Genomic DNA, 22,385 nt, shown 5'->3' with positions numbered 1-22,385 from the left:
ATGTATAAGTAGGTGTTTCATGTAAAAAAAGTAATCGTTTCACTTACTTTTAAAAAAGAAGGAGATTAGTATTGCTGTAATAAGGCCCATGATTTTTGAATTTTACCATTTCTTACAGGAAGAATATTACCAAATTGTAAGAAAACAGCTTCACTTTGATGAGGTCTTAAAAAAACAAAATCATCAACAGCTACCGAAGCATTTTTAGGAATATCTAATAAGGTCTGATTTGTAGATGCCCCAAATAAGTTATTTTGTTTTATTCCTTCAGGATAGTAATAAGCTGCTTTCCAAAAACCACCATAAATAAAAGCTGACTTTTTCTTAAAAAGAAACTTTAATTTTTCTAAACCTGGAATACTAGTTTTAGAAAAGGATTTTAATACTGGAGTTGCTATAAAGCTTGCAGGTTGATAGTCTTGTAAAGTGGGAATATCAAAAGTAGTAGGTTTTACAAAACAAGAACCAATAGCAATATCATTAATAGGGGATGTATGTGTTTTATGCAAACTCAATGTTGGGCTACCAGCACCGTTAAAGGTTAATTCTTTTTCCCATAGCGTAGGAAATTCATTTGACAATAAGGTTTTACAATCGTTATAAAAATTATTGGCAAGTTGAAAGGCTTTTTCTTGAGATCGAATAACTTTAGGAAGTTTCACCACATGAGGATCATACCCCATAAAACCAGAAAATGTTACATAATCTCTATTGTTTTCTATGAGTTGAAGTGCTTTTTTTAAAGTTGTTAAAGAAGAAAAACCACCGCGATGTAATCCTACATCTAATTCAATATTTAATCGGATTTTTTTACCAAGTTTTTTTGCTAATGAAATGTATTCTTTAATACGAGTTTCAGTATCTACCAGCCATTGAATTTGTGTAAAGGGATTGAATCCATTATTCAAATTTGGTAAATTGTTATAAAAATAGGTGGCTGTTTTTATAGGCATTGGTTTTCCTAATAAAACATCATCTTCTGAAGTTAGTTGATTGGCTAAACTTGTTAAAAAAGGTTGATGAAAAACCATGAGTTTATTGGTTTTTACCTTTTCTTGTATATACTGAATCAACTGAAAAGAAGGAAGAGATTTTACTACAATTCGAAGCTCATTAGAATCTTTTAAGTTGCTAGTGACCTGAGAAATATTCTGATCTAGAATATCTAAATCTACCAATAAACAAGGAATAGCTCTATGGTAGTTTTTTAATTCGTTATTTAAATTTTTAAAATAAGATTTCATTTTAAAAGGATTAAAGATCAAATAAGGTTTTAAGATATGTATTTACAAAGATATTTTCAGGATCATGCTCTTTTCTAAGCTTTAAAAAAGCGTCGAATTTCGGATACATTGTTTGTACATCTTGGGGTGAAATAGTATTCATTTTACCCCAATGCGGACGACCATCATAGGCTCTAAAAACTTCTTCGAGAGCTTTAAAATAACTTACACACTCTTTTTTATTATATACATGACAAGCAATATAGGCAGAATCTCTACCATACGCAGGACTCATAAAAACATCATCTCCTTTTACCCAACGATTTTCTATAGGAAAGTGAATATTAAATTTTCTAGAGTTTACAATCTTTTTTACATCCTTAAAGACATCTTTATAAGCTTCTGCAGGAATGTTGTACTCCATTTCATGAAACTTCACCAAACGTTGCGTAGCATACACTTTATGGCTATGATATACTTTTTTTACGTTGGTAATACTGGCTGCAGTAATATTTGCAACTGTTTTGTTTTGTGAGGGAAATAACCTAGCATATTCGCAAAAAACTTTAAACACATAATTTTCTAAAACAAACTCTGTCCAATAATTAAAGAAATTAACCTTATCGGGTTCTGAATCTTCTACAATATTAGAAGTTTTTGTCCAAGCTGTATTGGTATAGGGTATCCAGTAGAATTCAAAATTTCTGTTTTGTGAATTTCTTTCATCGAGTGTTGCTAAGACATCGTCTAAGTTTTCTTTTTTATTCTGAAGTTTTAGCTTATAAGTAGGAACACACTGAAGTGTAACTTCGGTAATAATACCCAAGCAGCCTAAAGAAACTTGAGCTGCTTTATAGAGTTCGGTGTTTTGTGTAGCGGAACAAGTTATAATCTCTCCTTTACCATTGATAAATTTTAAGCCAATAACTTGATTACTAATAGATTTTAATTGAACTCCTGTTCCATGTGTTCCGGTACTTATAGCTCCAGCGATGGATTGTACATTGATATCGCCTAAATTTTCCATGGCAAGTCCTTCTTCAAATAACAATTCTCCCAGTAACGATAACTTTGTGCCGGCTTTTACAGTGGCTATATTTTTTTCTTTATCAATATGTATTTTTCCTTGATAATTATCTAGGCTTACTAAAACTTCATTCGTACTACATAGTGCCGTAAAAGAATGTCCAGAACCAATAACACGAATTTTTTTTTGATCGTTTATGGCTTTCAAAACCAACTGCTGAATTTCTTCTTCAGTGGAAGGAGTTGCTATTTTTGAAGGGGTCCATAAGACATTTTCAGCCCAATTTTTCATGATAAATTTTGTTTAGTTAGTAAGTTTAAATAAGGAACAACCACCTCATCATATTTTTGAAGTAAAATTTGTTTTCCTTCATGTTCTACTGTAGAATGATGAATGGTAATACCTTCAATCATAGCCAATAGTTGTTGAGAAATTACAGGAACGGGTAATACTGTTTTGATTTCTTTTTGTTGAATAGCCTTTTCGATGATATTGTAAATTTCTGTACTGAGCTGCAACAGTGTTTGCTGAACTTGCGCTCGAATATTCGGATCTTCTTCACTCTCCAATTGAAATTGAAAATATCTGCGAATAGGAAAAGAGTTGTTTTCGTCTGAGGTTTCAATAAAATCAATAAGATCTACAAAGAACAAAAATCGATTCTTAATACGCTCAAATAAGTTTAAGTGATCATCATCAATTATAAAGTTGTCATATAATTTAAAAAAGAAGGCATCTAGCGTTGCTAAGTATATAGCGTACTTGCTTTTAAAATGATGATAAATAGCCCCTTTAGAAAGTTGTGTAGCTTTAATAATATCTGCCAAGCTTGTTTTTTTATATCCTTTATGTAAGAATAATTTAAAAGCAGCATGTACTATTTTGTCTCTTCCGTTTTTGGCCATTATTTGGAGGTAATTTTCTCAAATATAGCAAAAAAAACAAAAACAGACCGATTGGTTTGTTTTTATAAAACCATTAAATTACAACCTCTTATATCTGAATTATCAAATCGACCAATAATTTCAAAACTATTATCCGGATAAACTTTTCCTAAATCTTGCGTAGCTATAAAAGAGCAAGAATTATAGTTTGCAAGATCAATTACATTAATCCCTCCAGATTTTCCTTGAGGCAAAACCGTAAGAGGATCTTCTGTGTCTCTGGTTAAAATTCGCATCCAAGGAGGACTCTTAAAAATTCCGTTTCCTTTAGAGTACCCCTGGCTTAGTAGCTCTGTCATTCCGTATTCAGAATGTATTTGATGTACACCAAAACCATTACACAATAAGTCGTGCAGTTCGTTTCGAATTAGTTCTTTTCTACGGCCTTTCATTCCGCCCGTTTCCATAATAATAGTGTTTTTTAAATTGAATTGATATTTTTCAACCAAATCCAATAAGGCAAAGGAAACACCAATGAGTAATACTTTTTTGTTTTGAGTATCTAAAACTTTTAGTTTGTGCGCTAACTCATCAATATTATTTAGATAAAAACCACTTTCGCTATGTTTTGATTTTTCGATTAAATCATGAACCATATATACTAAAGAAGATCCTTTTCTTTCTAAATAGTTAGGAAGTAAAGCTAAAACCACATAATCTTCAATATTATTATAGAAATATTCGAAACCTTTTAAATAGCTTTCTTCGTACCAATTTAAATCTGTAACATAGTGTTTACTTGTTACACTTCCAGTGGTTCCCGAACTAGAAAATACCTCCTGAATTTCACTTTTTGAAGAAAGTACCTCCTTAGTTTTAAAAAACTGAATAGGTAAAAAAGGAATTTCATTTATTGAGGTAACATCTGATGGATGAATGTATAATAAATCACAAAACGACCTGTATACCCTGTTATTACTGAACTGGTGTTTAAAAACATCCAGAGCAATTTGGGTAAAATCGGTGTTATTTTTTATATTAAAAACCTGTTCTTTCATTTTTTTTTACAAAAATAAGAGTATTTAACGCAACCTTTTTACTTTTTCTATATCTATAGTATATAGATCGCAAGAAAAGCAACATGAAAATGAAGAAATACATACAAAAAATAGTACTTATTGCTACTGTATGTTTTTTTTCATGCGGAGATAATAGCGATATTCCAATCGATCAAAATAATTTATTATTAGGAAATTGGTCTAAAGCTGTATATGATGGAGAAAGCATTTCTTTTGAAAGAGTAGCGGGTTTATTGAACGAAGAGTATGGAGTTTCTTTTAAAAGTAGTCGTTCATTTATTGAAAGAAGTTCTGGTTTTTGTGGTACACCGCCTTTAGTTTTTTTTAATACAGAAGGAACTTGGGAAGCTAATAATTCAATAATAAAAATTGAAATAGAAAATTACGTTAGACAGTTTAATTGGGAAATTGTAACATTAGACGAAGAACAATTAATCGTAAAAAGAACGCTATCAGAACAAGAAGAAGACCATAGAAATTTGATGGATCTTTTTGATGAAATATTAAATTTAGCAAATAGTAAAATTTGCACCAACGCAGCCGATTGGAAGATAACACCATACGGTGCGAAGGCATGCGGAGGACCCAATGGTTATGTAGCCTATCATAAAGAAATTAATGAAGGTGAGTTTTTACAGAAAATAGAGACTTATACAAATGAAGAAAAAAAATACAATGTGAAGTGGGGTATAGTGTCAACTTGTGATGTGACCCCCCGACCAACATCAGTGCAATGTCAAAACGATAAACCAGTATTACAATATTGAAAAGATAAAGTAAACTAAACATACAATAGCATTAGAGGAACTAATAAAAAGATGTTGCCAACAAGAATTAAAGGCGCAAGCAGAGATGTACCAACTCTTTGCTAGGAAACTTTTTGCTTTGTGTTTAAAATACTCAAGAAATTATCAAGATGCAGAAGATACGCTTCAAGATAGTTTTTTAACTGTTTTTAAAAAGATAGAACAGTATAATAATAAAGGTTCATTTGAAGGGTGGATAAAAAGAATAACAATTAATACAGCCCTTCAGAAATATAGAGAAAAGTCTCCTCTTCAACTTGTAAAAGAAGAGAATTTAGTAGAGGAAGATGTTGAGTTAGATGATAGCTTAAATTTAGATGTTTTGTTAGGGCTAATTCAACAACTCCCAGATAGGTATAGATTGGTGTTCAATTTGTACGTTTTAGACAACTTTTCGCATAAAGAGATTGCAGAAATGTTGAATATTTCAGAAGGAACATCAAAATCTAACCTGTCGAGAGCAAAGCTAATTTTAAAGGAGAAAATAAGAGTAATTAAAAGTGTAGAGATAGAAGCTTAGATGAATAAGAATCATGACATAGAAAGATTCTTTCAAGAAAAGTTTAAAGACTTTGAGGCAAATCCAAATCCAGAGGTTTGGAACGCTATTGAAGAAAAACTGAAGAAAAAAAAGCGTAGAGTGATACCCGTTTGGTGGTTTTCTGGTGGGGTAGCGGCTACGTTAATTTTAAGTGTACTATTTTATCCTTTTTTTAAGAACCAAGAGGAAAAAATAGAAGAAGAATTTCCTGTTATTGTAGATACAAGTAAAGAAAAAGAAACTAACAATTTTGATAAAGTTTTACCTAATAATGAAGAGAGAGAGAACGGAAAAATTGTTACTACTGAAATATTAGAAAAGAAATTGAAAGAAAAGCCTTTTGAAAAATCCGAAAAGAGTAGTAAAAAGGTTTTAACCGCTAATCATGTTGTAAAAATTAGCAAAAAAAATGAGCATGGAAAAAACAACGATGTAACTGGTAGAGTTGTTGAAGGGTCTTTACAAGTTAATCATCACGTTGTGAAAGAAAAGAAAGAAACTGGCAAGTTTGAAAACGGCTTGCCAGTTAAAAAAAATGAGAAGGAGAATGCTCTTGAGAAAAAGAAAAACTTAAATGAATTAAAGGAGAAAAAAGATTTTATTGCTGAGGTAAATAATACTACTACTGAAGAAGAAGAAAATAAGAAAGAAAGAGAGAACAAATGGTCTGTAGCACCAGTTTTTGCAGTTATTAATAATAACTCTTTTTCAAAAACTTCTCCATTAGATAAAGATCTCATTACATCTCAAACAAATGGGAATAATAGTATTGCCTATGGAATAAAGTTAGCCTATCAAATAAGCAATCGATGGGAAATTCAATCTGGAGTTCACATACAAAAGTTTAATTATTCGAATGATAATGTTCCTGTTACTAGCAGTTTTGCTGGAGATAGATTATCAACTGTAAACTACGTTAGTGAGTTAGGTACTTTTACTTTTGGTTCAGGCGCAAGTGGTTTAGGTATTGCCACCTCTGGTTTAGGAGTTATTAATGAAGAGGCAACCTTAACACAAGAAATGGGATATATAGAAGTTCCTGTAGAGGTGAAGTATACCTTTTTGAACGGTAATAAATTTAGTTCTAAAATAGTTACAGGGTTTAGTTCTTTATTTTTAAACAAGAACCAAGTTTCAGTTTCTTCAGACAACATTTCGGGAACCTTTGGAAGCGCTAATAATTTAAATTCAGTAGATTTTAGTGGAAACTTCGGACTAGAGTTTGATTATTCAATAACAAAACAAATTAAACTAAATTTAAACCCAATGTTTAAAGTACAATTCAATACTTTTTCATCTAATAGTAATGGGTTTAGACCTTATAGTTTAGGGCTATATTCGGGTATTAAATATCAATTTTAAAAATTTAGCCCTCCTGTGTATATAACGGTGCCTTTTAAATAAAGCAATAAAGCTTTTTTAAAAGGCATTTTTACTATTTGTATATTTTTATATCTGTAGTACCCTTATCATCCATAGAAGCTCTATACATACCGGCTGTATTAAATTCAAAAACCATATTACCATATTTATCAATAGCAATAATACCTCCGGTACCACCTAATTTTGTTAGTTTATTTTGAATAACATCTTTAGTAGCCTCTTTAAGAGTTGCTTTTTTATATTCCATTTGAGCAGAAATATCATGAGCAACTTGTGCTCTTATAAAATATTCTCCCCAACCTGTTGAAGAAACTCCACAAGTATTATTATTGGCATAAGTACCTGAACCTATAATAGGAGAATCTCCGATTCTATTCCAACGCTTGTTAGTCATACCTCCAGTTGAAGTACCTGCAGTAATATTTCCGTTTTTATCTAAAGCAACACAACCAACAGTACCAAACTTACTGTCTTTAATATCAACATCATAAAAAGCAGATTTTTCGTCATGATCTAATTTTGTTTCTTCTTTCTCTTTAACTTTTTGTAAAGATTGAAAACGTTTTTCAGTATAAAAATAACTAGGATCTACAATCTCTAAACCTTGTTGATCGGCAAATACAGAAGCTCCTTCTCCAGAAAGTAATACATGAGGAGAGTTTTCCATTACTTTTCTGGCTAAAGAAATAGGGTTTTTTACATTTTTTACTCCTGCAATTGCTCCAGCATTTAAATCATTACCTGTCATAATAGAAGCATCTAATTCATTTGTTTCGTGATGTGTAAAAACAGCGCCTTTACCTGCATTAAATAATGGTGAATTTTCTAAGACATGAATTGTTTTTTCAACAGCATCTAAACTAGTACCACCGTTTTTTAAAATGGTATATCCAACGTTTATTGCCTCTTTTAGTTTTGTTTTGTAAGCCTCTTCTTTTTCGGGAGTCATATTTTTCTTTAAAATTGTACCTGCTCCACCATGAATTACAATGGCAAATTCGTTCACTTTTTTGGGTGCTGAGGTCTTGTATTTATTGGTGTTACAGCTAAAAACTAGGGTTAGCATTAGCAAAGAAAGAAATGTTTTTCTCATGATTGTTTTGTTTATTTTTAAACAATAAGCTTTACAATTGTTTAATTTATTAATTATAAATTTATTCGTAGTTTTGGACTTTAAATTTAAACAACTAAAATTACAATATAAAATGGCAGATTTTGGTATTAAAGAAGCTTTAGCTCAATTAGGCTTAAAAGAAATAAATAACGGAACTTCTACAGGTTCTGTAAATTTCTCAAATGGAGAAATTATTGAAAGTTACTCACCAGTAGATGGTAAGTTAATAGGAAAAGTAGTAGCTAGTACTAGAGAAGATTATGACAAAGTAATGGAAGCAGCTACTTCTGCTTTTAAAACTTTTAGAGCTATGCCTGCTCCACAGAGAGGAGAGATTGTTCGTCAATTCGGAAACAAATTAAGAGAATTAAAAGAGCCATTAGGTAAATTAGTTTCTTATGAAATGGGTAAATCTTACCAAGAAGGTTTAGGTGAGGTTCAGGAGATGATTGATATCTGTGATTTTGCAGTAGGTTTATCGCGTCAGTTAAACGGACAAGTAATTCCATCTGAAAGACCAGGGCATGTAATGAGAGAGCAATGGCATCCATTAGGAGTTGTTGGTATTATTTCTGCTTTTAACTTCCCAGTAGCAGTTTGGTCTTGGAATACAGCTTTAGCATGGATCTGTGGTAACGTATGTGTATGGAAAGGATCAGAAAAAGCTCCTTTATGTTCTGTAGCATGTCAAAATATTATTGCAGAAGTATTAAAAGATAACAACTTACCAGAAGGTATTTCTTGTATTGTAAATGGAGATTATAAAGTTGGTGAGTACATTACAGAGGATACACGTATTCCTTTAGTATCTGCAACAGGATCTACAAGAATGGGACGTATCGTTGGTGCTAAAGTTGCTGAGCGATTTGGAAAATCTTTATTAGAGTTAGGAGGAAACAATGCAATTATTATTACTCCAACTGCAGACTTAAAAGTTGTGGTACCAGGAGCTGTATTTGGTGCAGTAGGAACAGCTGGACAACGTTGTACTTCAACACGTCGTTTAATTATTCACGAATCTGTTTATGATAAAGTAAGAGATGCTATTGTTGGTGCTTACGGACAGATTAGAATTGGAAACCCATTAGATGAAAATAATCACGTTGGACCATTAATCGATCAAGACGCTGTAAATACTTATTTAGCTGCTATTGAAAAAGCTAAAGCAGAAGGAGGTAAAGTATTAGTAGAAGGAGGAGTTTTAGAAGGAGAAGGATACGAAAGCGGTTGCTACGTAAAACCAGCAATTATTGAGGCTGAAAACCACTTTGAAATTGTACAGCACGAAACATTTGCTCCAATCTTATACTTAATGAAGTATTCAGGAGATGTTGAAAATGCAATTGAATTACAAAATGGAGTAGCTCAAGGATTATCTTCTTCAATTATGACAAGCGAAATGAAAGAAGCTGAAAGATTCTTATCATTTGCAGGTTCAGATTGTGGTATTGCAAACGTAAACATTGGAACTTCAGGTGCTGAAATTGGAGGTGCTTTTGGTGGTGAAAAAGAAACTGGTGGTGGACGTGAGTCTGGCTCAGATTCTTGGAAAGTTTATATGAGAAGACAAACAAATACTGTAAACTATTCTGATGAGTTACCTTTAGCTCAAGGAATTAAGTTTGACTTATAAGATATATATAAGCATAAAAAAAGCAAAAGGGTTTCGAAATTTCGAAACCCTTTCTAATTCAAATAAATATAAAAGAAGTTTACTTTTTGTCTAAGGCTTCCTTTAAAATCATATATGCATCATTCGCTTTTGACATTTTAGCGTAATCTAATGCAGTAAATCCTTGATCTGATTTAACTTTTAATCGAGCTCCTTTCGAAATTAAAAGTTTTAAAATTTTAACTCTATTGTATCTTGCGGCAAACATTGTAGGAGTTAATCCTGTCGATTTACGATTAATGTTTGTTCCATTTTCTATCATAGCCTTTACAGCTTCATAATTTCCAGCTGTAATTAACTTACAAAGAGTGCTTGGTCCTGCGTATTCATAAGAAGAAATATGTGTTGTTTCTGAAGGTGTTTCTGAAGAAACATTTGCAGTCATTGTTCCAGTTGCTAAAACAATAGCAAGCATGGTTAAAAATATTTTTTTCATAATGTAGAGTTTTAAATTCTGTTCACCTAATAGACTTCCCAAATCCAAGAATGTTTCAAAACTTTAACACACTTAACAAATATTTAATACTTGGTGTTAATAAGCTCTTAAAATGAAAATTAAATGTTAATTTTTATTTCTGATTATATTTTAATACTTTAACAATCAACTATTTAAATAACTAACAAATGAGTAAGAAATCAACTTATTTATTAGGCATTTTACTAACCATCCTTATTGGTAGCTTGTTACACTGGTATTTTTGTTGCAATGTTTGTTGTGAAAAGCAAAGCTGTACTTCAGATGTAACTTCTCAAGAAGTCAAAAAAGATGATTTAGAAAAACCTAATATAAAAGAACCAACACATTTTCCATTTCGTATAAATGATGCCAATGGAGATTTTGCTTTTTCATTAGAAGAGAGCTTTAATTTTAATGAATCTAGTTTTAGTATTCGAGATTCAATATCTGGAAATCTAAATAACGGAATTCTAAAGATTAAAGAATATTTGGATGCTAATGGAAATAAGCGATTTAACATTACAGGATATTATACAAGTAATGAAACAAACAATTCCGCTTTTCCAAACTTAGGAATGGCTAGAGCCAATGCTGTAAAAAACCACATGGTTTCTCAAGGTATATCAGCACGATTAATCAACACTTTTGGAGAACTTAAAGAAGATATGCAGTCTGATAAAAACGGAGTTTTATTTGGACCGCTATACTTCGATATTTTTACAAGAACAGAAGCGTCAACAGCAAATGATGAAGCTTTAAAAGTGGCCTGTGAAGCTATTAAAGAAAACCCATTAATGTTTTACTTTAAAACAGGAGAGTTTCACATTAACCTTACTCCTGAACAAAAACAAAAATTTGCAGAAATCTCTCGTTGTGTGGATAAACTTGGTTTTAAAATTAGTGTAGTAGGTCACACCGATAGTACGGGAAATATTGATACGAATATGATATTGGGGCAAAACCGTGCTAATGAAGCAAAGAAAGATTTAATCAATTTTGGAATCTTGGAGGAAAATATAGTAACCTCTTCTAAAGGACAAACACTACCTATTGCGGACAATGCAACGGAAGAAGGAAGAGCAAAAAACAGAAGAATTGTAGTAACTATTAACTAAAAAAACAAAAAAATATAATTATGAATTTATTAGGAATACATATACCGTGTTGGTTAATTCCATTAATTGTGGGAGCTATTTGTGCTCTATTAGGATATTTATTAGGAAGACTTTTAAGTGGAGGAAATAATAATGATGAATTAGATGTATGGAAAAACAAAGTAGCGCAATTAGAAGCCGATTTAGAGGCTTGTAACCGAAATAAAATAAACTTAGAAGCTGATTTAAAAACTGCACAATCTTCTAAAGCAACAATGGCTGCTTCTTTTGCAGGAGCAGCAGCTACCTTAATTCCTTTTGATGCAGCAGCAGCAAAAGCCGTATTTGGTAAAAAGATCAAAGAAAATGACTTGAAAATTGTAGAAGGGATTGGACCTAAAATAGAAGGGTTGTTCCATAACTTTGATATTAAGACGTGGAAAGATTTAGGAGAAGCTTCTTTAGAGAAATGTAAAGAAGTTTTAACAAGTGGAGGAGACCGATATCGTATGCACAAACCAGACACCTGGTCGAAACAAGCTAAGTTAGCTTATGAAGGAAAGTGGAAAGAATTAAAAGACTGGCAAGATGCTTTAGATGGTGGAAAAGCCTAATGAATAAGATTAAGAAAGTATAATGATAAAGAAAGCCTCGCAATATTGTGAGGCTTTACTTTTTAAACCTTTTAGTGTTTTAATTGTCTAAGATATATGAAAGCAAAGAACTTACAACATTTATATAACAGAATAGGGTTTGGAATTACACCATTAGAAATGGAAAAATTTAAAAGCCAAACAAGAGCTGAAGTTGTAGAATTTCTTTTTCAAGAATCAGAAAAAATAAGTCCGTTAGCTATTGATACTTCATTTATTTCAAGGTTAACAAGAGAAGATTTAAAGAATAAGAAGAAGCGAAAAGAGCTAATGAAGATGAGTAGGAAAAAGATTATCGAACTAAACAAGGCATGGTTTGATAGATTGTACAATCCTACAGAATTATTGAGAGAAAAAATGACACTTTTTTGGGCAAATCATTTCGTCTGTGAAGATAAGAATGTACTATTTGCTCAACAATATAACAATACTTTACGTAAGCATGCACTAGGGGATTTTAAAAGCTTTATCAAGGCTGTTTCTAAGGAGGCAGCCATGATAAAGTATTTAAACAATAAACAGAATAAGAAAAAGAGTCCGAATGAAAATTTTGCAAGAGAATTGATGGAGCTTTTTACTTTAGGGCAAGGAAATTATTCTGAAGAAGATATTAAAGAAAGTGCACGAGCGTTTACAGGATATAACCATAATTTTTTTGGAGAATTTAAAATGCGCTGGCGCCAGCATGATGAAGGAGAAAAAACATTTTTAGGACATACAGGAAATTTTGATGGAGATGCTATTATTGATATTATTCTAGAGCAAAAACAATGCGCCCGCTTTATTTGCGAAAAAATCTATCGCTATTTTGTAAATGAACAATTAAATACAGATTACATCAACGAGATGGTTGCCGTGTTTTATCCAAAATATAATATTGAATCATTGATGCGATATGTATTAACTTCTGATTGGTTTTATAAGGAAGAGAATATAGGTACTAAGATAAAATCGCCTGTTGAGTTTTTAGTAGGAATGCATACAGTAGTTCCATTCACTATAGAAAATAACAAGCATAGTTTATTAATTCAAAAGTTACTAGGACAAATCTTATTACGTCCACCAAATGTTGCGGGGTGGAAAGGAGGAAGAACATGGATTGATAGCAATACCATTGTTACACGTTTACGACTCCCATCGGTTCTTTTAAACAATGCTGAAATTACCTATTCAGATAAAGGAGATTTAGAAGACACTATTAAAGACTTTAGTGAGAAAAAATTAAGGAGAAAAACCTTTATAAAAGCAATACCAAATTGGAGCACATTTGAAAATAATTTTCAAACTTCTTCAAATAGAGAGTTGATCGAAATGATTCTTGTAGGCTTAATAAATAAAGGTACACTAGAGCTTTTAGAAAACAGTAAGTTTGTTTCTAAAGAAGATTTCTGTGTACAACTATTGTCATTACCTGAATATCAATTATGTTAAAAAAGAGAGGAAAATGGATAGAAGAAATTTTATAAAGAGAACTTCATTGGCTAGTGGTGGATTGTTTTTTGTTCCGCAGTTTGTAAAAGCATTTGAGCAACAGGCAGCACAGTTATTTAGTAATAAAAAAATAGTCATAGTTCAGTTAAAAGGAGGAAATGATGGTTTGAACACGGTGGTACCTTTTAGAAACGATATTTATTACCAAAAAAGAAAAGAGTTAGCAATTCCTAAGAATAATCTATTAAAATTAAATGATGAGGTAGGATTGCATAAAAGTTTGGCACCACTTCAAAAGCTATATGATAAAGGATATGTGAGCATTATTAATAATGTTGGATATCCAAATCCGAACCGTTCACATTTTCGTTCAACAGATATTTGGCAAACGGCAAGTGATAGCAACGAGTATTTGCAAAGCGGTTGGATTGGTCGTTTTTTAGATAGTACAAAATCGAAACCCTTTAAAGCCATAGAGGTAGATGAGAGTCTTTCGTTAATGCTCAAAGGAGAGCAACAAAATGGCTTAGCAATAACGAATCCTAAGTTGTTATACCAATCATTAAAACAACCCTTTTTTAAAGATGTTTTAAACCACTATAACGACACGCATCTTAGTGAACATAACTTAGGGTATTTGTATAACACTATGATTGATGCCAAGTCTTCAGCAAAATATATCTATGAAAAGAGCAACACCTCAACATCAAAAGCTAGTTATCCTAAGAATGTATTTGGCAAGCAATTAAAAACAATTGCAGAATTTATCAATTCTGGATTAGAAACACAGGTGTATTATGCAGCTTTAAGTGGCTTTGATACTCATGCGAATCAAAGTAATAGACAAGCAAGATTGTTGCAATTATATGCAGATAGCATGGAAGTGTTTGTAAATGATTTAGAAAAGCATAATAATTTAAAAGATGTATTAATCATTACATTTTCTGAATTTGGTCGTAGGGTTCAACAAAATGCAGCGAATGGTACAGACCATGGTACGGCAAATAATGTATTTATCATAGGGGAAAACCTGAAAAAGCAAGGGATGTACAATGAGTTGTCAGACTTACAAAATTTAGATACTAACGGAGATTTACGCTATGAGATAGATTTTAGAGAGATTTATGCAACACTGTTAGATAAATGGTTACAAGTAGATGATGCACAAATTTTAAACAAACAATTTTCTAAACTAAGGTTTATTTAAAGCTTTAAATTGTCTTAATAAGAGTTTTAATTTAATTTAGCTTAGAGAGAAAACTGTTTATTAAAAGATGAAAAATTTAAAAACAATAGTTTTTGATTTATACAATACGCTAATCGAAATTAAAGAACCGAGACATTTCTTTTTAAAATTATTCAAAAAATCAAAAGATGGTTTTGATTTAGAACTTTCAAGTTATTTAAGACTTGTGATGACTAAAAACACGGAACAATTAATAAGTGTTTTACCTGATGAATTTAAAGAGTTATATGAAGAGAATAAAGACATTTTAAAGGAAGAATTGAGTTCGGTAGTAGTATATGAGGAAGTTTATGATGTATTGAATAAGTTAAAAGAAGATTTTAATATATTTTTAATTTCAAACTTGGCAACACCGTATAAAGAACCTTTTTTTGAAAAAGAACTAAATAAATATTTTCAAGAAGTTATTTTTTCGTGTGATTATGGTTCGATAAAGCCTGAAAAAAGGATTTTTAAAGAAATAGAAAAAATAACAGGTAGTAACCCAAATGAAATATTGATAATAGGAGATTCTTTAAAATCTGATATTTGTATTCCTAAGAAACTAGGATGGAGTTTTATAAGAGTTAAAAGGAATGGGGAAATTAAAGAAAGTTTTGATGTTGTAAATTTGAAAGACGTTATAAATAGAGTTTATTGAGGTTTCACAATGTAGAATCTTGAATGATAATGAAGAAAGAATGTTGTAATATAAATGAAATTATAGAGGAGTTTTATTCCTATTTAAAGTCCTATATATTTAAGAAAGTAAAAGACAAGAATATTTCAGAAGATTTGGTGCAGGAGGTTATGATTAAGCTAGTGGAATCACACCAAAAGGCTACCGAAATAAAAAATATAAAAGCTTGGCTTTTTCAGGTAAGTAGAAATACTATTTATGATTACTATCAGAAAAATAAAATTGAATTTGACTTAGATTTAGATTGGAAACTAGAAGATACATCAGAGACTGAATTTTCAAAACTTGTGGTTACCGATTATATACTTCCAATGATTCTTCTTTTACCAGAAGAATATAGTATTCCATTAAAACTTAGTGATATTGATAAAGTACCTCAAAAAGAAATAGCGAAACAGTTAAACTTAGGAGTTTCGGCCACCAAAATGCGCATTCAAAGAGCAAGATTAAAACTTAGAGAGCTATTTGTAGAATGTTGTGAAATCACCTATGATAAAAATGGAAATTTTATCGAATGCACTATAAAACCTAGTTGTAAACCACTTCAAGAAACACAAAAAGATCTTATTAAAAAATTAGAAGACCCATCTTAAATTATTTTTTTTAGAAAAGATGTGTCTTTTAATGTGTTCATTCAGACTTCATAATAAAGTTTAATTAAAAACAATAATTATGAGTACTGACATTAAAATTTTGCACGCGTCTTGTTGTGCTAAAAATTCACAAATCAAAAAACAAATAGAAGAAATTACTTCAAAGAACAATATGAATGTTTCTATTGAAGAATTTTCTAAAATTGAAGACACCATGAAGTTTGGCACCATGGTTTTTCCATCGATAGTTGTAAATGGAAAAGTCTATGATTATCGAACACATAACTCAGAAGAAAAACTATTGTCTATCCTTTAAATCGGAATTAAATGAAAAAGCTAACAGAGTTTTTATCTACCATTGCCGATTATTTAGTGTATGATTTGTTGGGGCTAGAAAAAGCCGAATTGTTTAGTAATGCACTACATTATTTTATCATTGGATTTACAGAAATAGTGATTTTGGTAATCTTAGTTACCTATGTAATGGGAATAGTTACGAGTTACTTGCCAATGAATACAATTCGGTTGTATTTAGATAAAAATAAAAAGTCTGGATTGGGTAATGTTTTGGCATCTATTCTAGGAGCTATTACTCCTTTTTGTTCGTGCTCTTCCATTCCTCTTTTTGTCGGAATGATGCAAGCTAGAATTCCATTAGGAATAGCTTTGTCTTTTCTTATTACATCACCACTTGTAAATGAAATTGCTATTGCAATTTTTTGGGTTTCCTACGGATGGAAGGTAACATTGATTTATATCGTAACAGGAATTGTTTTAGGTGTTGTAGGAGGAATTTTATTGGAAAAATTAGGAATGGCAACATACGTTGCCGATTGGATCAAGGCATTAGATGAAACTAAAATTGAAGACGCGAAAGATAATAGATCGTTTTTAATGCGCTTACCAGAAATACATGGAGAAGCAATAAAGACACTAAAGAAGTTGATTCCGTATATTTTTATTGGTTTAGCAATAGGCTCTTTTATTCACGGATATGTACCACAATCATTTTTTGAGAATTATATTTCAGAATCAAATCCATTTGCTGTGCCTATAGCAGTATTATTAGCAATTCCATTATACATAGATGCTGTAGGGGTGCTACCAATTATAGATTCATTGGTTGCCAAAGGAGTGCCTTTGGGAACAGCTATTGCTTTTATGATGGCTTCTATTGGTTTGTCTTTTCCTGAAGCTTTATTGTTAAAAAAAGTAATGCAAAGAAAATTGATTATTGCATTCTTTTCTACCATAGGAATAGGAATGATCCTTTCAGGATTCTTTTTTAATCTAATTTTTTAAAATACAAGAATGAAATCATTAGTATCATCTATTAGTGCTGTTTTTGCAGCCCTAGCAGCATGTACTTGTTGTATAGGTCCATTAATGGCACTGGCAGGAATGTTAGGAGTAAGTGCTTCGCAATTGGTATGGCTGTCAAGTATTAAAAATTATTTAATTGTATTTAGCTTGCTAGCAATTGGGTATAATTTATATCGAGCATATTATCCGAAGAAAGAAACAGAATGTTGTACTGTAAATGAGTACGAAGTATTGTCTAAACTAAATGAGAAAGAAAGGAAAACAGTTTCCTTTTTTCAATCAAAACCATTTTTATGGGCTATAGCTATTATGACGATTGTCATTCTAGTATTACCCTATATCATCAATTAAAAATATAAAAAATGAAAAAACAAATTATATACATAACGCTTTTCCTTTGTTTGCAAGTAGTAGTTTCTTGTACAGGAAACGCTCAAACAAAAACAGCGGAGAAAACTGGGAAATCAACAGAATTGACCGTTAACAAAAAGGTTAGTAGAACTTATAAACTAAAGGGTTTTAATAAAGCTTGTTGTATAGGTATTGTCAATTATTCTTTAAAGGAAGTTGATGGTTTTTTAAGATCTGAAGCAGATGTTAAAAAACAAGAGATAACCGTTTGGTATACTGAAGGGGAATGTTCGGAAAAAACGATTAAAGAATCTATTAATAAAACAGGATATACAATAATAGATTAATTGAATAGACTAAGAGTTGGGTGTTAGGCCCAACTCTTAGTTAGTGATACTTAACCTTACGCAATACACGCATGGCTTCTTTATATTTGATATATGTAGTTTTATCATCTAAACTTTTAATATAGCTTTTTGCTTTTTTTAATTGGGTAGGAACATCAAAATAACCATTTAAAAAGCAAATTAAATAGGAGGTAGGTAACTTGAATACATCTTCATGTTCTGTAACAGAAAGCGCTATGTTATTTTCTATTTTATTTACAATAACATTGTTGTTTTCGTAAATATGTTTGATAATGGTTCGGTCGTATTGAGGAGGATCAAATAGAAATTCGGTAGCAATATCATGTTTACCATTGTCTTTAAAATGGATAATGGTTTTTTCTAAAGGATATCTTTTTTCACTATCATCTATCCCTAACATAATATATTCTGTAATTATAAATGATCGTTCATTATAGCTTATTTGAACATCATCTAAAGCAGAAAAAAACAATCGAACCTGCTCGTTCACAAGCTCTATATCTACACGAGTTAAAAACTCCTCGCCTTGAATTATTTTCTTTTTCCCAGCCCAACATAAAACAAACTGTTCGTTGAAAACTTTGTATTGCGGATTGTATTCTGGTTTATGTCTATTTATAAAATCGAAAACACCATCTAATGTTAGTTGAATATTGTTACTTGCATTTTTCTCAATAGCTTCGACGGTATCAATATTTATATCATTCAAGGTAAAATCTCCTTCCGAAGGCATGGAGTTACTTCCTCTTCTATAAAAAATAGTCCCTTTGCGATACTTCCATGCATTTTTGAGTAGAGAAGTAGTTTTTTCGTTGGGATAAATAGTTACCAACCCTATTACTTTATGCCTGGGAAGTCTTGGAAAAGGAACATTTTCGTATTCAATTTTTGGAGGGTTTTTTAAATAAGCATTAATTAAATTCTGAATTTTACTATCGTCATAAAAATCAACTCCAACAATTTTGTTTTCCTCATCTTCAATTCCAATAACGATATATGAATTGTTATGAGGGTTCGAATTAGATAAAGCACAAACATGTTTAATAAACTTAGCTTTACCTTCTTTAGAACCTAAAGAAAGTTTTTGCTTTTTATCATAAAAACTATTCTCATCGTTATGAGATAGTAAGTTTTTTATAAGTAAGCGCTTATTAATCATATCTAAGGGACTTTATGACCTTGACTGGCAACCAACAAAGCAAACCAATCTTCGATCTCTAAAACAAACTCCTGTGCTTTTACAGCTTCAATAATTCTGTTTTTATTAGTGGTACCAATAACAGGAATTATTTGCGATGGATGTTGATGTAACCAAGCTAATAATAGCTGACTTTCAGTAGCATTGTATTTTTTAGATAAGTTAGTTAATTCTTTTTTAATTCGCGAATTTTTTTCAGAATCTTCTTTAAAATAGGAGCCTAACGGACTCCAAGCCATTGGTTGAATTTTATGAAGTTGCATATGAGTTAAACTACCATCAAACAAAGAAGTGTATTGTGTTAAAGAAACTTCAATTTGATTTACAGAAATGGCTGTTTTACTAGCAATCAAATCGGTTTGAATAGGAGTGAAGTTAGACAAACCAAAATCTTTAATTTTACCTTGAGATGTTAAGGTTGAAACGGCTTCAGATACCTCATCAGGATGCATTAAAGGACTTGGTCTGTGTAATAAAAGTAAATCCAAATAATCTGTTTGAAGGTTTTTTAAAGATTCTTCAACACTCCAAATAATATAGTCTTTAGAATAATTGTAATGCTTAACTCTATTATTTCTTGAGTTTCCAATATATTGAATACCGCATTTAGAAATTAATTGAACATCTTCACGTTTAACTTGGCTAGCATTAAAAGCTTTTCCAAAGGCCGCTTCTGTGGTATAATCTCCATAAATATCGGCATGGTCAAATGTGGTGATACCATTTTCAATACATGTTTGCATGATATCAATCATTTCATTTGTATTTAGGTTTTTACCCCAAACACCCCAGGTCATACATCCTGCTATTGTTCTAGAAAAATTAGGCATTTTTATTTACGATTGTGGCACTTGCTTGCGCAGTTGGATAAACAATTAAATCTTCAATATTTACATGGTAAGGTCTTGTGACTACAAAATGGATAATGTCTGCAATATCTTCTGCTTGTAGCGCTTTATAACCTTGATATACTGTTTTTGCTCTGTCTGTGTCTCCTTTAAAACGAACATCAGAAAATTCGGTTTCTACCAAACCAGGGTGAATAGCGCACACACGAATATTGTGTTGGTTTAAATCTATGCGCATTCCTTTATTTAAAGCATTTACTGCAAATTTAGAAGCACAATATACATTTCCATTAGGGTATACATCTTTTCCTGCAATAGAACCAATATTAACAATAAAACCACTGTTTTTATCAATCATTTCTGGAAGTACTGCTTTGGTAACATATAACAAGCCTTTCACATTACCATCAATCATTGCATCCCAATCATCTATATTTCCATTTTGAATACTGTCTAATCCATGAGCATTACCAGCATTGTTTATAAGAATATCAATGTTTTTAAAGTTTTCCGGTAAACTATTAATAGCATCCTGAACTTGTTCTTTATATCGAACATCAAATTGTAGAGTAGTAACTTTGGTTGTTTTTGATAATTCGTCTTTAAGTTGTTGTAGTTTTTCTGCTCTTCTTCCGCAGAGAATTAAGTGGATATTATTATTTGCAAATAATTTAGCTGTTGCTTTTCCTATACCTGAGGTTGCTCCAGTAATAAGTGCTGTTGTATGCATACAAAAAAAGGTTTTTATAAAAGTAGGCTATTCAATCAAATAATAAAACTAAGAAAGATAACTTAACATAAACTTTATAAAAAAAGAAAACCGCCCCTAGCGGAGCGGTTTATTTCAATTGGTTATAAATAACCAATCAAAAATCAACTAACCAAACTTTATCTTTAAACTCTTTTGAGTATTGTTTCTCTTTGAATCTTAGTACGTTTTCTGTTGTTATTCCTTACGGCAGGTAACGTGCTTTTCTTTTCTTTTCCTTTTAGGTATTGGATAAATCCTTTTCCTAAAAATTTATATGTAGTTTTAGAACTTACATGGAACAACTGAATTGTTTCATCATTAAGAACGGTTAAATCGAACTCTTCAGTATCTCCGTTATCATAATTAAGTGTTAAATATTTTAAATTACTAACACCCTGAACGTTTTGAATTATGTAGCTTCCTACGAAATCCCACTTTATTACATCAATATCTGTGCCAAAAGCATCATGAGATGAATAAAATGTTGTATTATTCTCTGGAGTAAACTGTAAAAAATGTTCGTTATCGAAAGGATTTGCTGTTCCTCCACTACCCTCTATACGTTCCCAAGCAATAAATTCTTGCAAAAAGTATTCAATGTTATCGTAGAATAATTTGTCATAATCAAATTGGTTTCTTTGATATCCAATTAAGTAATAACTTAAATTACTTCTTGTGTCATCTAATCTGATCTCATTATCAGATAATTGCACTACCCTAAAGTCGTAAGCCCCGTCTAATTTATGATTTATTTCTAATATATCCTCAATTCCGCGGAAATTTCCTGTAATTATTCCTAAACCATTACCAGTTTTTCCTATATCAACGATGTTATTGTTTGCATACATCGACCCATTTAAGAAAGAAATAGTAAAAGCTTTTTGTAAAAAAGGAATGTCTCCATTTCCTGTAGTTCTATGCACATCAATGTACCATAAATCGTAGCTTGATACTAATTCATTTAAAGAAATACGATTATCTACAATATCGTTTTGTACGACACATGATGTAAGTAATAAACTTGTAAGTATAAATGTAAATAGTAATTTTAAACGTTTCATAAGCGTTGTTTTTATGGTTATGCTTATGAAGTTTCAAATTGCGTGCCAAAATAAAAAAAGCACCTTTTAAAGGTGCTTTTGATTAGATTGTGGTTTTGCAGAAGGCATACGAACCGATTCCTTTTTTTCTATGTTTTCGAGTTTATAAAAATGAGATTTCCCATTTACTTTATAAACAATAATCGCTTCATTCTCTTTTAAGTTGATCGCTTCTTCTTTCGGTTTATTTCCATATTCTTTTTTCGAATCTGAATGTAACTCTAAGTCATATTTCTTTTTCGAATTTGGAGTTGAGGTGTCAAAACGAGCCGCAAGGTATTGTTTACCTCCCTTTTGTTCTATAACAGGTTGAATGGTTCTTTCTTGAAAAGAAACCGCTTCAAATTGTACATCCTTTTCAGTGGTAAATTCAATCATTAAATCTAATGTATTATTTCCTGGTGTTCCTCCAGTAACATGTGTATACGTTGCTGATTTAACAGAAAAAGGCGGTGTTTGTTCAAATTTATGGCTTTTACATTGTGTAAAGCTTATCGTTAAAAGTAAGATTCCAAAAAGTTTCATTCTAATCATATTTATTGTTTAATTTTAGCATATTCAAGG

At 31.2% G+C, this 22,385-nt stretch carries 25 protein-coding genes; 14 read left to right on the top strand and 11 right to left on the bottom strand.

What is annotated here, in order from left to right; all coding sequences use genetic code 11:
• Positions 1 to 65 precede the first annotated feature (65 nt).
• The 4 genes from Q0873_RS07770 to Q0873_RS07755 form a co-directional block, all read right to left on the bottom strand.
• A complete protein-coding gene (locus Q0873_RS07770) occupies positions 66 to 1,244 on the bottom strand; it encodes an alanine racemase (protein WP_299105710.1) in 1,179 nt (392 codons plus the stop codon).
• Between the two features lie 10 nt (positions 1,245 to 1,254).
• Positions 1,255 to 2,541 (bottom strand): D-arabinono-1,4-lactone oxidase, encoded by a 1,287-nt coding sequence (locus Q0873_RS07765; protein ID WP_299105708.1) that lies wholly within the window; start codon positions 2,539 to 2,541, stop codon positions 1,255 to 1,257.
• Positions 2,538 to 3,155 (bottom strand): TetR/AcrR family transcriptional regulator, encoded by a 618-nt coding sequence (locus Q0873_RS07760; RefSeq protein ID WP_299105706.1) that lies wholly within the window; start codon positions 3,153 to 3,155, stop codon positions 2,538 to 2,540. The genes Q0873_RS07765 and Q0873_RS07760 overlap by 4 nt, the downstream gene beginning before the upstream one ends.
• Before the next feature lie 62 nt (positions 3,156 to 3,217).
• Positions 3,218 to 4,192, bottom strand: a complete 975-nt coding sequence (locus tag Q0873_RS07755) for an acyl transferase (RefSeq protein ID WP_299105704.1) — start codon at positions 4,190 to 4,192, stop codon at positions 3,218 to 3,220.
• An 89-nt stretch (positions 4,193 to 4,281) separates the two neighbouring features.
• On the opposite strand from Q0873_RS07755, the gene Q0873_RS07750 reads away from it, so the two are divergent.
• Genes Q0873_RS07750 through Q0873_RS07740 form a run of 3 tightly spaced genes read left to right on the top strand, consistent with a single transcriptional unit; the run spans position 4,282 to position 6,922 of the window.
• On the top strand, positions 4,282 to 4,980 hold the full coding sequence (locus tag Q0873_RS07750) for a hypothetical protein (RefSeq protein WP_299105701.1): 699 nt from the start codon (positions 4,282 to 4,284) through the stop codon (positions 4,978 to 4,980).
• Positions 4,981 to 5,005: 25 nt separating this feature from the next.
• Entirely contained in the window at positions 5,006 to 5,539 is a 534-nt protein-coding gene (locus Q0873_RS07745; protein WP_299105946.1) for an RNA polymerase sigma factor, read from the top strand.
• Positions 5,540 to 6,922 (top strand): outer membrane beta-barrel protein, encoded by a 1,383-nt coding sequence (locus tag Q0873_RS07740; protein WP_299105699.1) that lies wholly within the window; start codon positions 5,540 to 5,542, stop codon positions 6,920 to 6,922.
• 73 nt (positions 6,923 to 6,995) lie between these two features.
• On the opposite strand, the gene Q0873_RS07735 is transcribed toward Q0873_RS07740, so the two are convergent.
• Positions 6,996 to 8,036, bottom strand: a complete 1,041-nt coding sequence (locus tag Q0873_RS07735) for an isoaspartyl peptidase/L-asparaginase (protein WP_299105697.1) — start codon at positions 8,034 to 8,036, stop codon at positions 6,996 to 6,998.
• Positions 8,037 to 8,148: 112 nt separating this feature from the next.
• On the opposite strand from Q0873_RS07735, the gene Q0873_RS07730 reads away from it, so the two are divergent.
• Positions 8,149 to 9,690, top strand: coding sequence for an aldehyde dehydrogenase family protein (locus Q0873_RS07730; RefSeq protein WP_299105695.1), 1,542 nt, complete (start codon positions 8,149 to 8,151; stop codon positions 9,688 to 9,690).
• A gap of 79 nt (positions 9,691 to 9,769) precedes the next feature.
• Here Q0873_RS07730 and Q0873_RS07725 read toward each other — a convergent pair whose 3' ends face one another.
• Entirely contained in the window at positions 9,770 to 10,165 is a 396-nt protein-coding gene (locus Q0873_RS07725) for an ankyrin repeat domain-containing protein (RefSeq protein ID WP_299105693.1), read from the bottom strand.
• A 188-nt stretch (positions 10,166 to 10,353) separates the two neighbouring features.
• Between Q0873_RS07725 and Q0873_RS07720 the strand changes: the two genes are divergently transcribed.
• From Q0873_RS07720 to Q0873_RS07675, 10 genes are all read left to right on the top strand, one after another.
• Positions 10,354 to 11,301, top strand: a complete 948-nt coding sequence (locus tag Q0873_RS07720; RefSeq protein WP_299105691.1) for an OmpA family protein — start codon at positions 10,354 to 10,356, stop codon at positions 11,299 to 11,301.
• Positions 11,302 to 11,321: 20 nt separating this feature from the next.
• Entirely contained in the window at positions 11,322 to 11,894 is a 573-nt protein-coding gene (locus tag Q0873_RS07715) for a hypothetical protein (protein ID WP_299105689.1), read from the top strand.
• 96 nt (positions 11,895 to 11,990) lie between these two features.
• Positions 11,991 to 13,364, top strand: coding sequence for a DUF1800 domain-containing protein (locus Q0873_RS07710; RefSeq protein ID WP_299105686.1), 1,374 nt, complete (start codon positions 11,991 to 11,993; stop codon positions 13,362 to 13,364).
• Between the two features lie 13 nt (positions 13,365 to 13,377).
• Complete coding sequence (locus Q0873_RS07705; RefSeq protein ID WP_299105684.1) at positions 13,378 to 14,571, top strand: DUF1501 domain-containing protein; 1,194 nt, start codon at positions 13,378 to 13,380, stop codon at positions 14,569 to 14,571.
• Positions 14,572 to 14,638: 67 nt separating this feature from the next.
• Complete coding sequence (locus tag Q0873_RS07700) at positions 14,639 to 15,250, top strand: HAD family hydrolase (protein WP_299105682.1); 612 nt, start codon at positions 14,639 to 14,641, stop codon at positions 15,248 to 15,250.
• Positions 15,251 to 15,279: 29 nt separating this feature from the next.
• Complete coding sequence (locus tag Q0873_RS07695) at positions 15,280 to 15,882, top strand: sigma-70 family RNA polymerase sigma factor (RefSeq protein WP_299105680.1); 603 nt, start codon at positions 15,280 to 15,282, stop codon at positions 15,880 to 15,882.
• Positions 15,883 to 15,961: 79 nt separating this feature from the next.
• A complete protein-coding gene (locus tag Q0873_RS07690) occupies positions 15,962 to 16,198 on the top strand; it encodes a thioredoxin family protein (protein ID WP_299105678.1) in 237 nt (78 codons plus the stop codon).
• Between the two features lie 11 nt (positions 16,199 to 16,209).
• Positions 16,210 to 17,184, top strand: coding sequence for a permease (locus Q0873_RS07685; protein WP_299105676.1), 975 nt, complete (start codon positions 16,210 to 16,212; stop codon positions 17,182 to 17,184).
• Between the two features lie 9 nt (positions 17,185 to 17,193).
• Positions 17,194 to 17,556, top strand: a complete 363-nt coding sequence (locus Q0873_RS07680) for a hypothetical protein (protein WP_299105674.1) — start codon at positions 17,194 to 17,196, stop codon at positions 17,554 to 17,556.
• Between the two features lie 11 nt (positions 17,557 to 17,567).
• Positions 17,568 to 17,903 carry a heavy-metal-associated domain-containing protein gene (locus Q0873_RS07675; RefSeq protein WP_299105672.1) on the top strand — a complete coding sequence of 112 codons (336 nt, stop codon included), beginning with the start codon at positions 17,568 to 17,570 and terminating at the stop codon, positions 17,901 to 17,903.
• A 40-nt stretch (positions 17,904 to 17,943) separates the two neighbouring features.
• Here the strand turns inward: Q0873_RS07675 and Q0873_RS07670 are convergent, their stop codons facing one another.
• From Q0873_RS07670 to Q0873_RS07650, 5 genes are all read right to left on the bottom strand, one after another.
• The gene (locus Q0873_RS07670) at positions 17,944 to 19,083 is read right to left on the bottom strand and encodes an ATP-binding protein (RefSeq protein WP_299105670.1); all 1,140 of its coding nucleotides are present in this window, start codon (positions 19,081 to 19,083) and stop codon (positions 17,944 to 17,946) included.
• Between the two features lie 2 nt (positions 19,084 to 19,085).
• Positions 19,086 to 19,952: an aldo/keto reductase gene (locus tag Q0873_RS07665; RefSeq protein ID WP_299105668.1), complete on the bottom strand. Its 867-nt coding sequence runs from the start codon at positions 19,950 to 19,952 to the stop codon at positions 19,086 to 19,088.
• Positions 19,945 to 20,700, bottom strand: coding sequence for an SDR family NAD(P)-dependent oxidoreductase (locus Q0873_RS07660; protein WP_299105666.1), 756 nt, complete (start codon positions 20,698 to 20,700; stop codon positions 19,945 to 19,947). The genes Q0873_RS07665 and Q0873_RS07660 overlap by 8 nt, the downstream gene beginning before the upstream one ends.
• Positions 20,701 to 20,864: 164 nt before the next feature.
• Positions 20,865 to 21,782 (bottom strand): hypothetical protein, encoded by a 918-nt coding sequence (locus tag Q0873_RS07655; RefSeq protein WP_299105664.1) that lies wholly within the window; start codon positions 21,780 to 21,782, stop codon positions 20,865 to 20,867.
• A gap of 66 nt (positions 21,783 to 21,848) precedes the next feature.
• Complete coding sequence (locus Q0873_RS07650) at positions 21,849 to 22,346, bottom strand: hypothetical protein (RefSeq protein WP_299105662.1); 498 nt, start codon at positions 22,344 to 22,346, stop codon at positions 21,849 to 21,851.
• Positions 22,347 to 22,385: the final 39 nt, after the last annotated feature.

The sequence above is a fragment of the uncultured Tenacibaculum sp. genome, assembly GCF_947498805.1.
Classification (GTDB): Bacteria; Bacteroidota; Bacteroidia; order Flavobacteriales; family Flavobacteriaceae; genus Polaribacter.
This window is presented reverse-complemented; position numbering and strand designations above follow the sequence as displayed.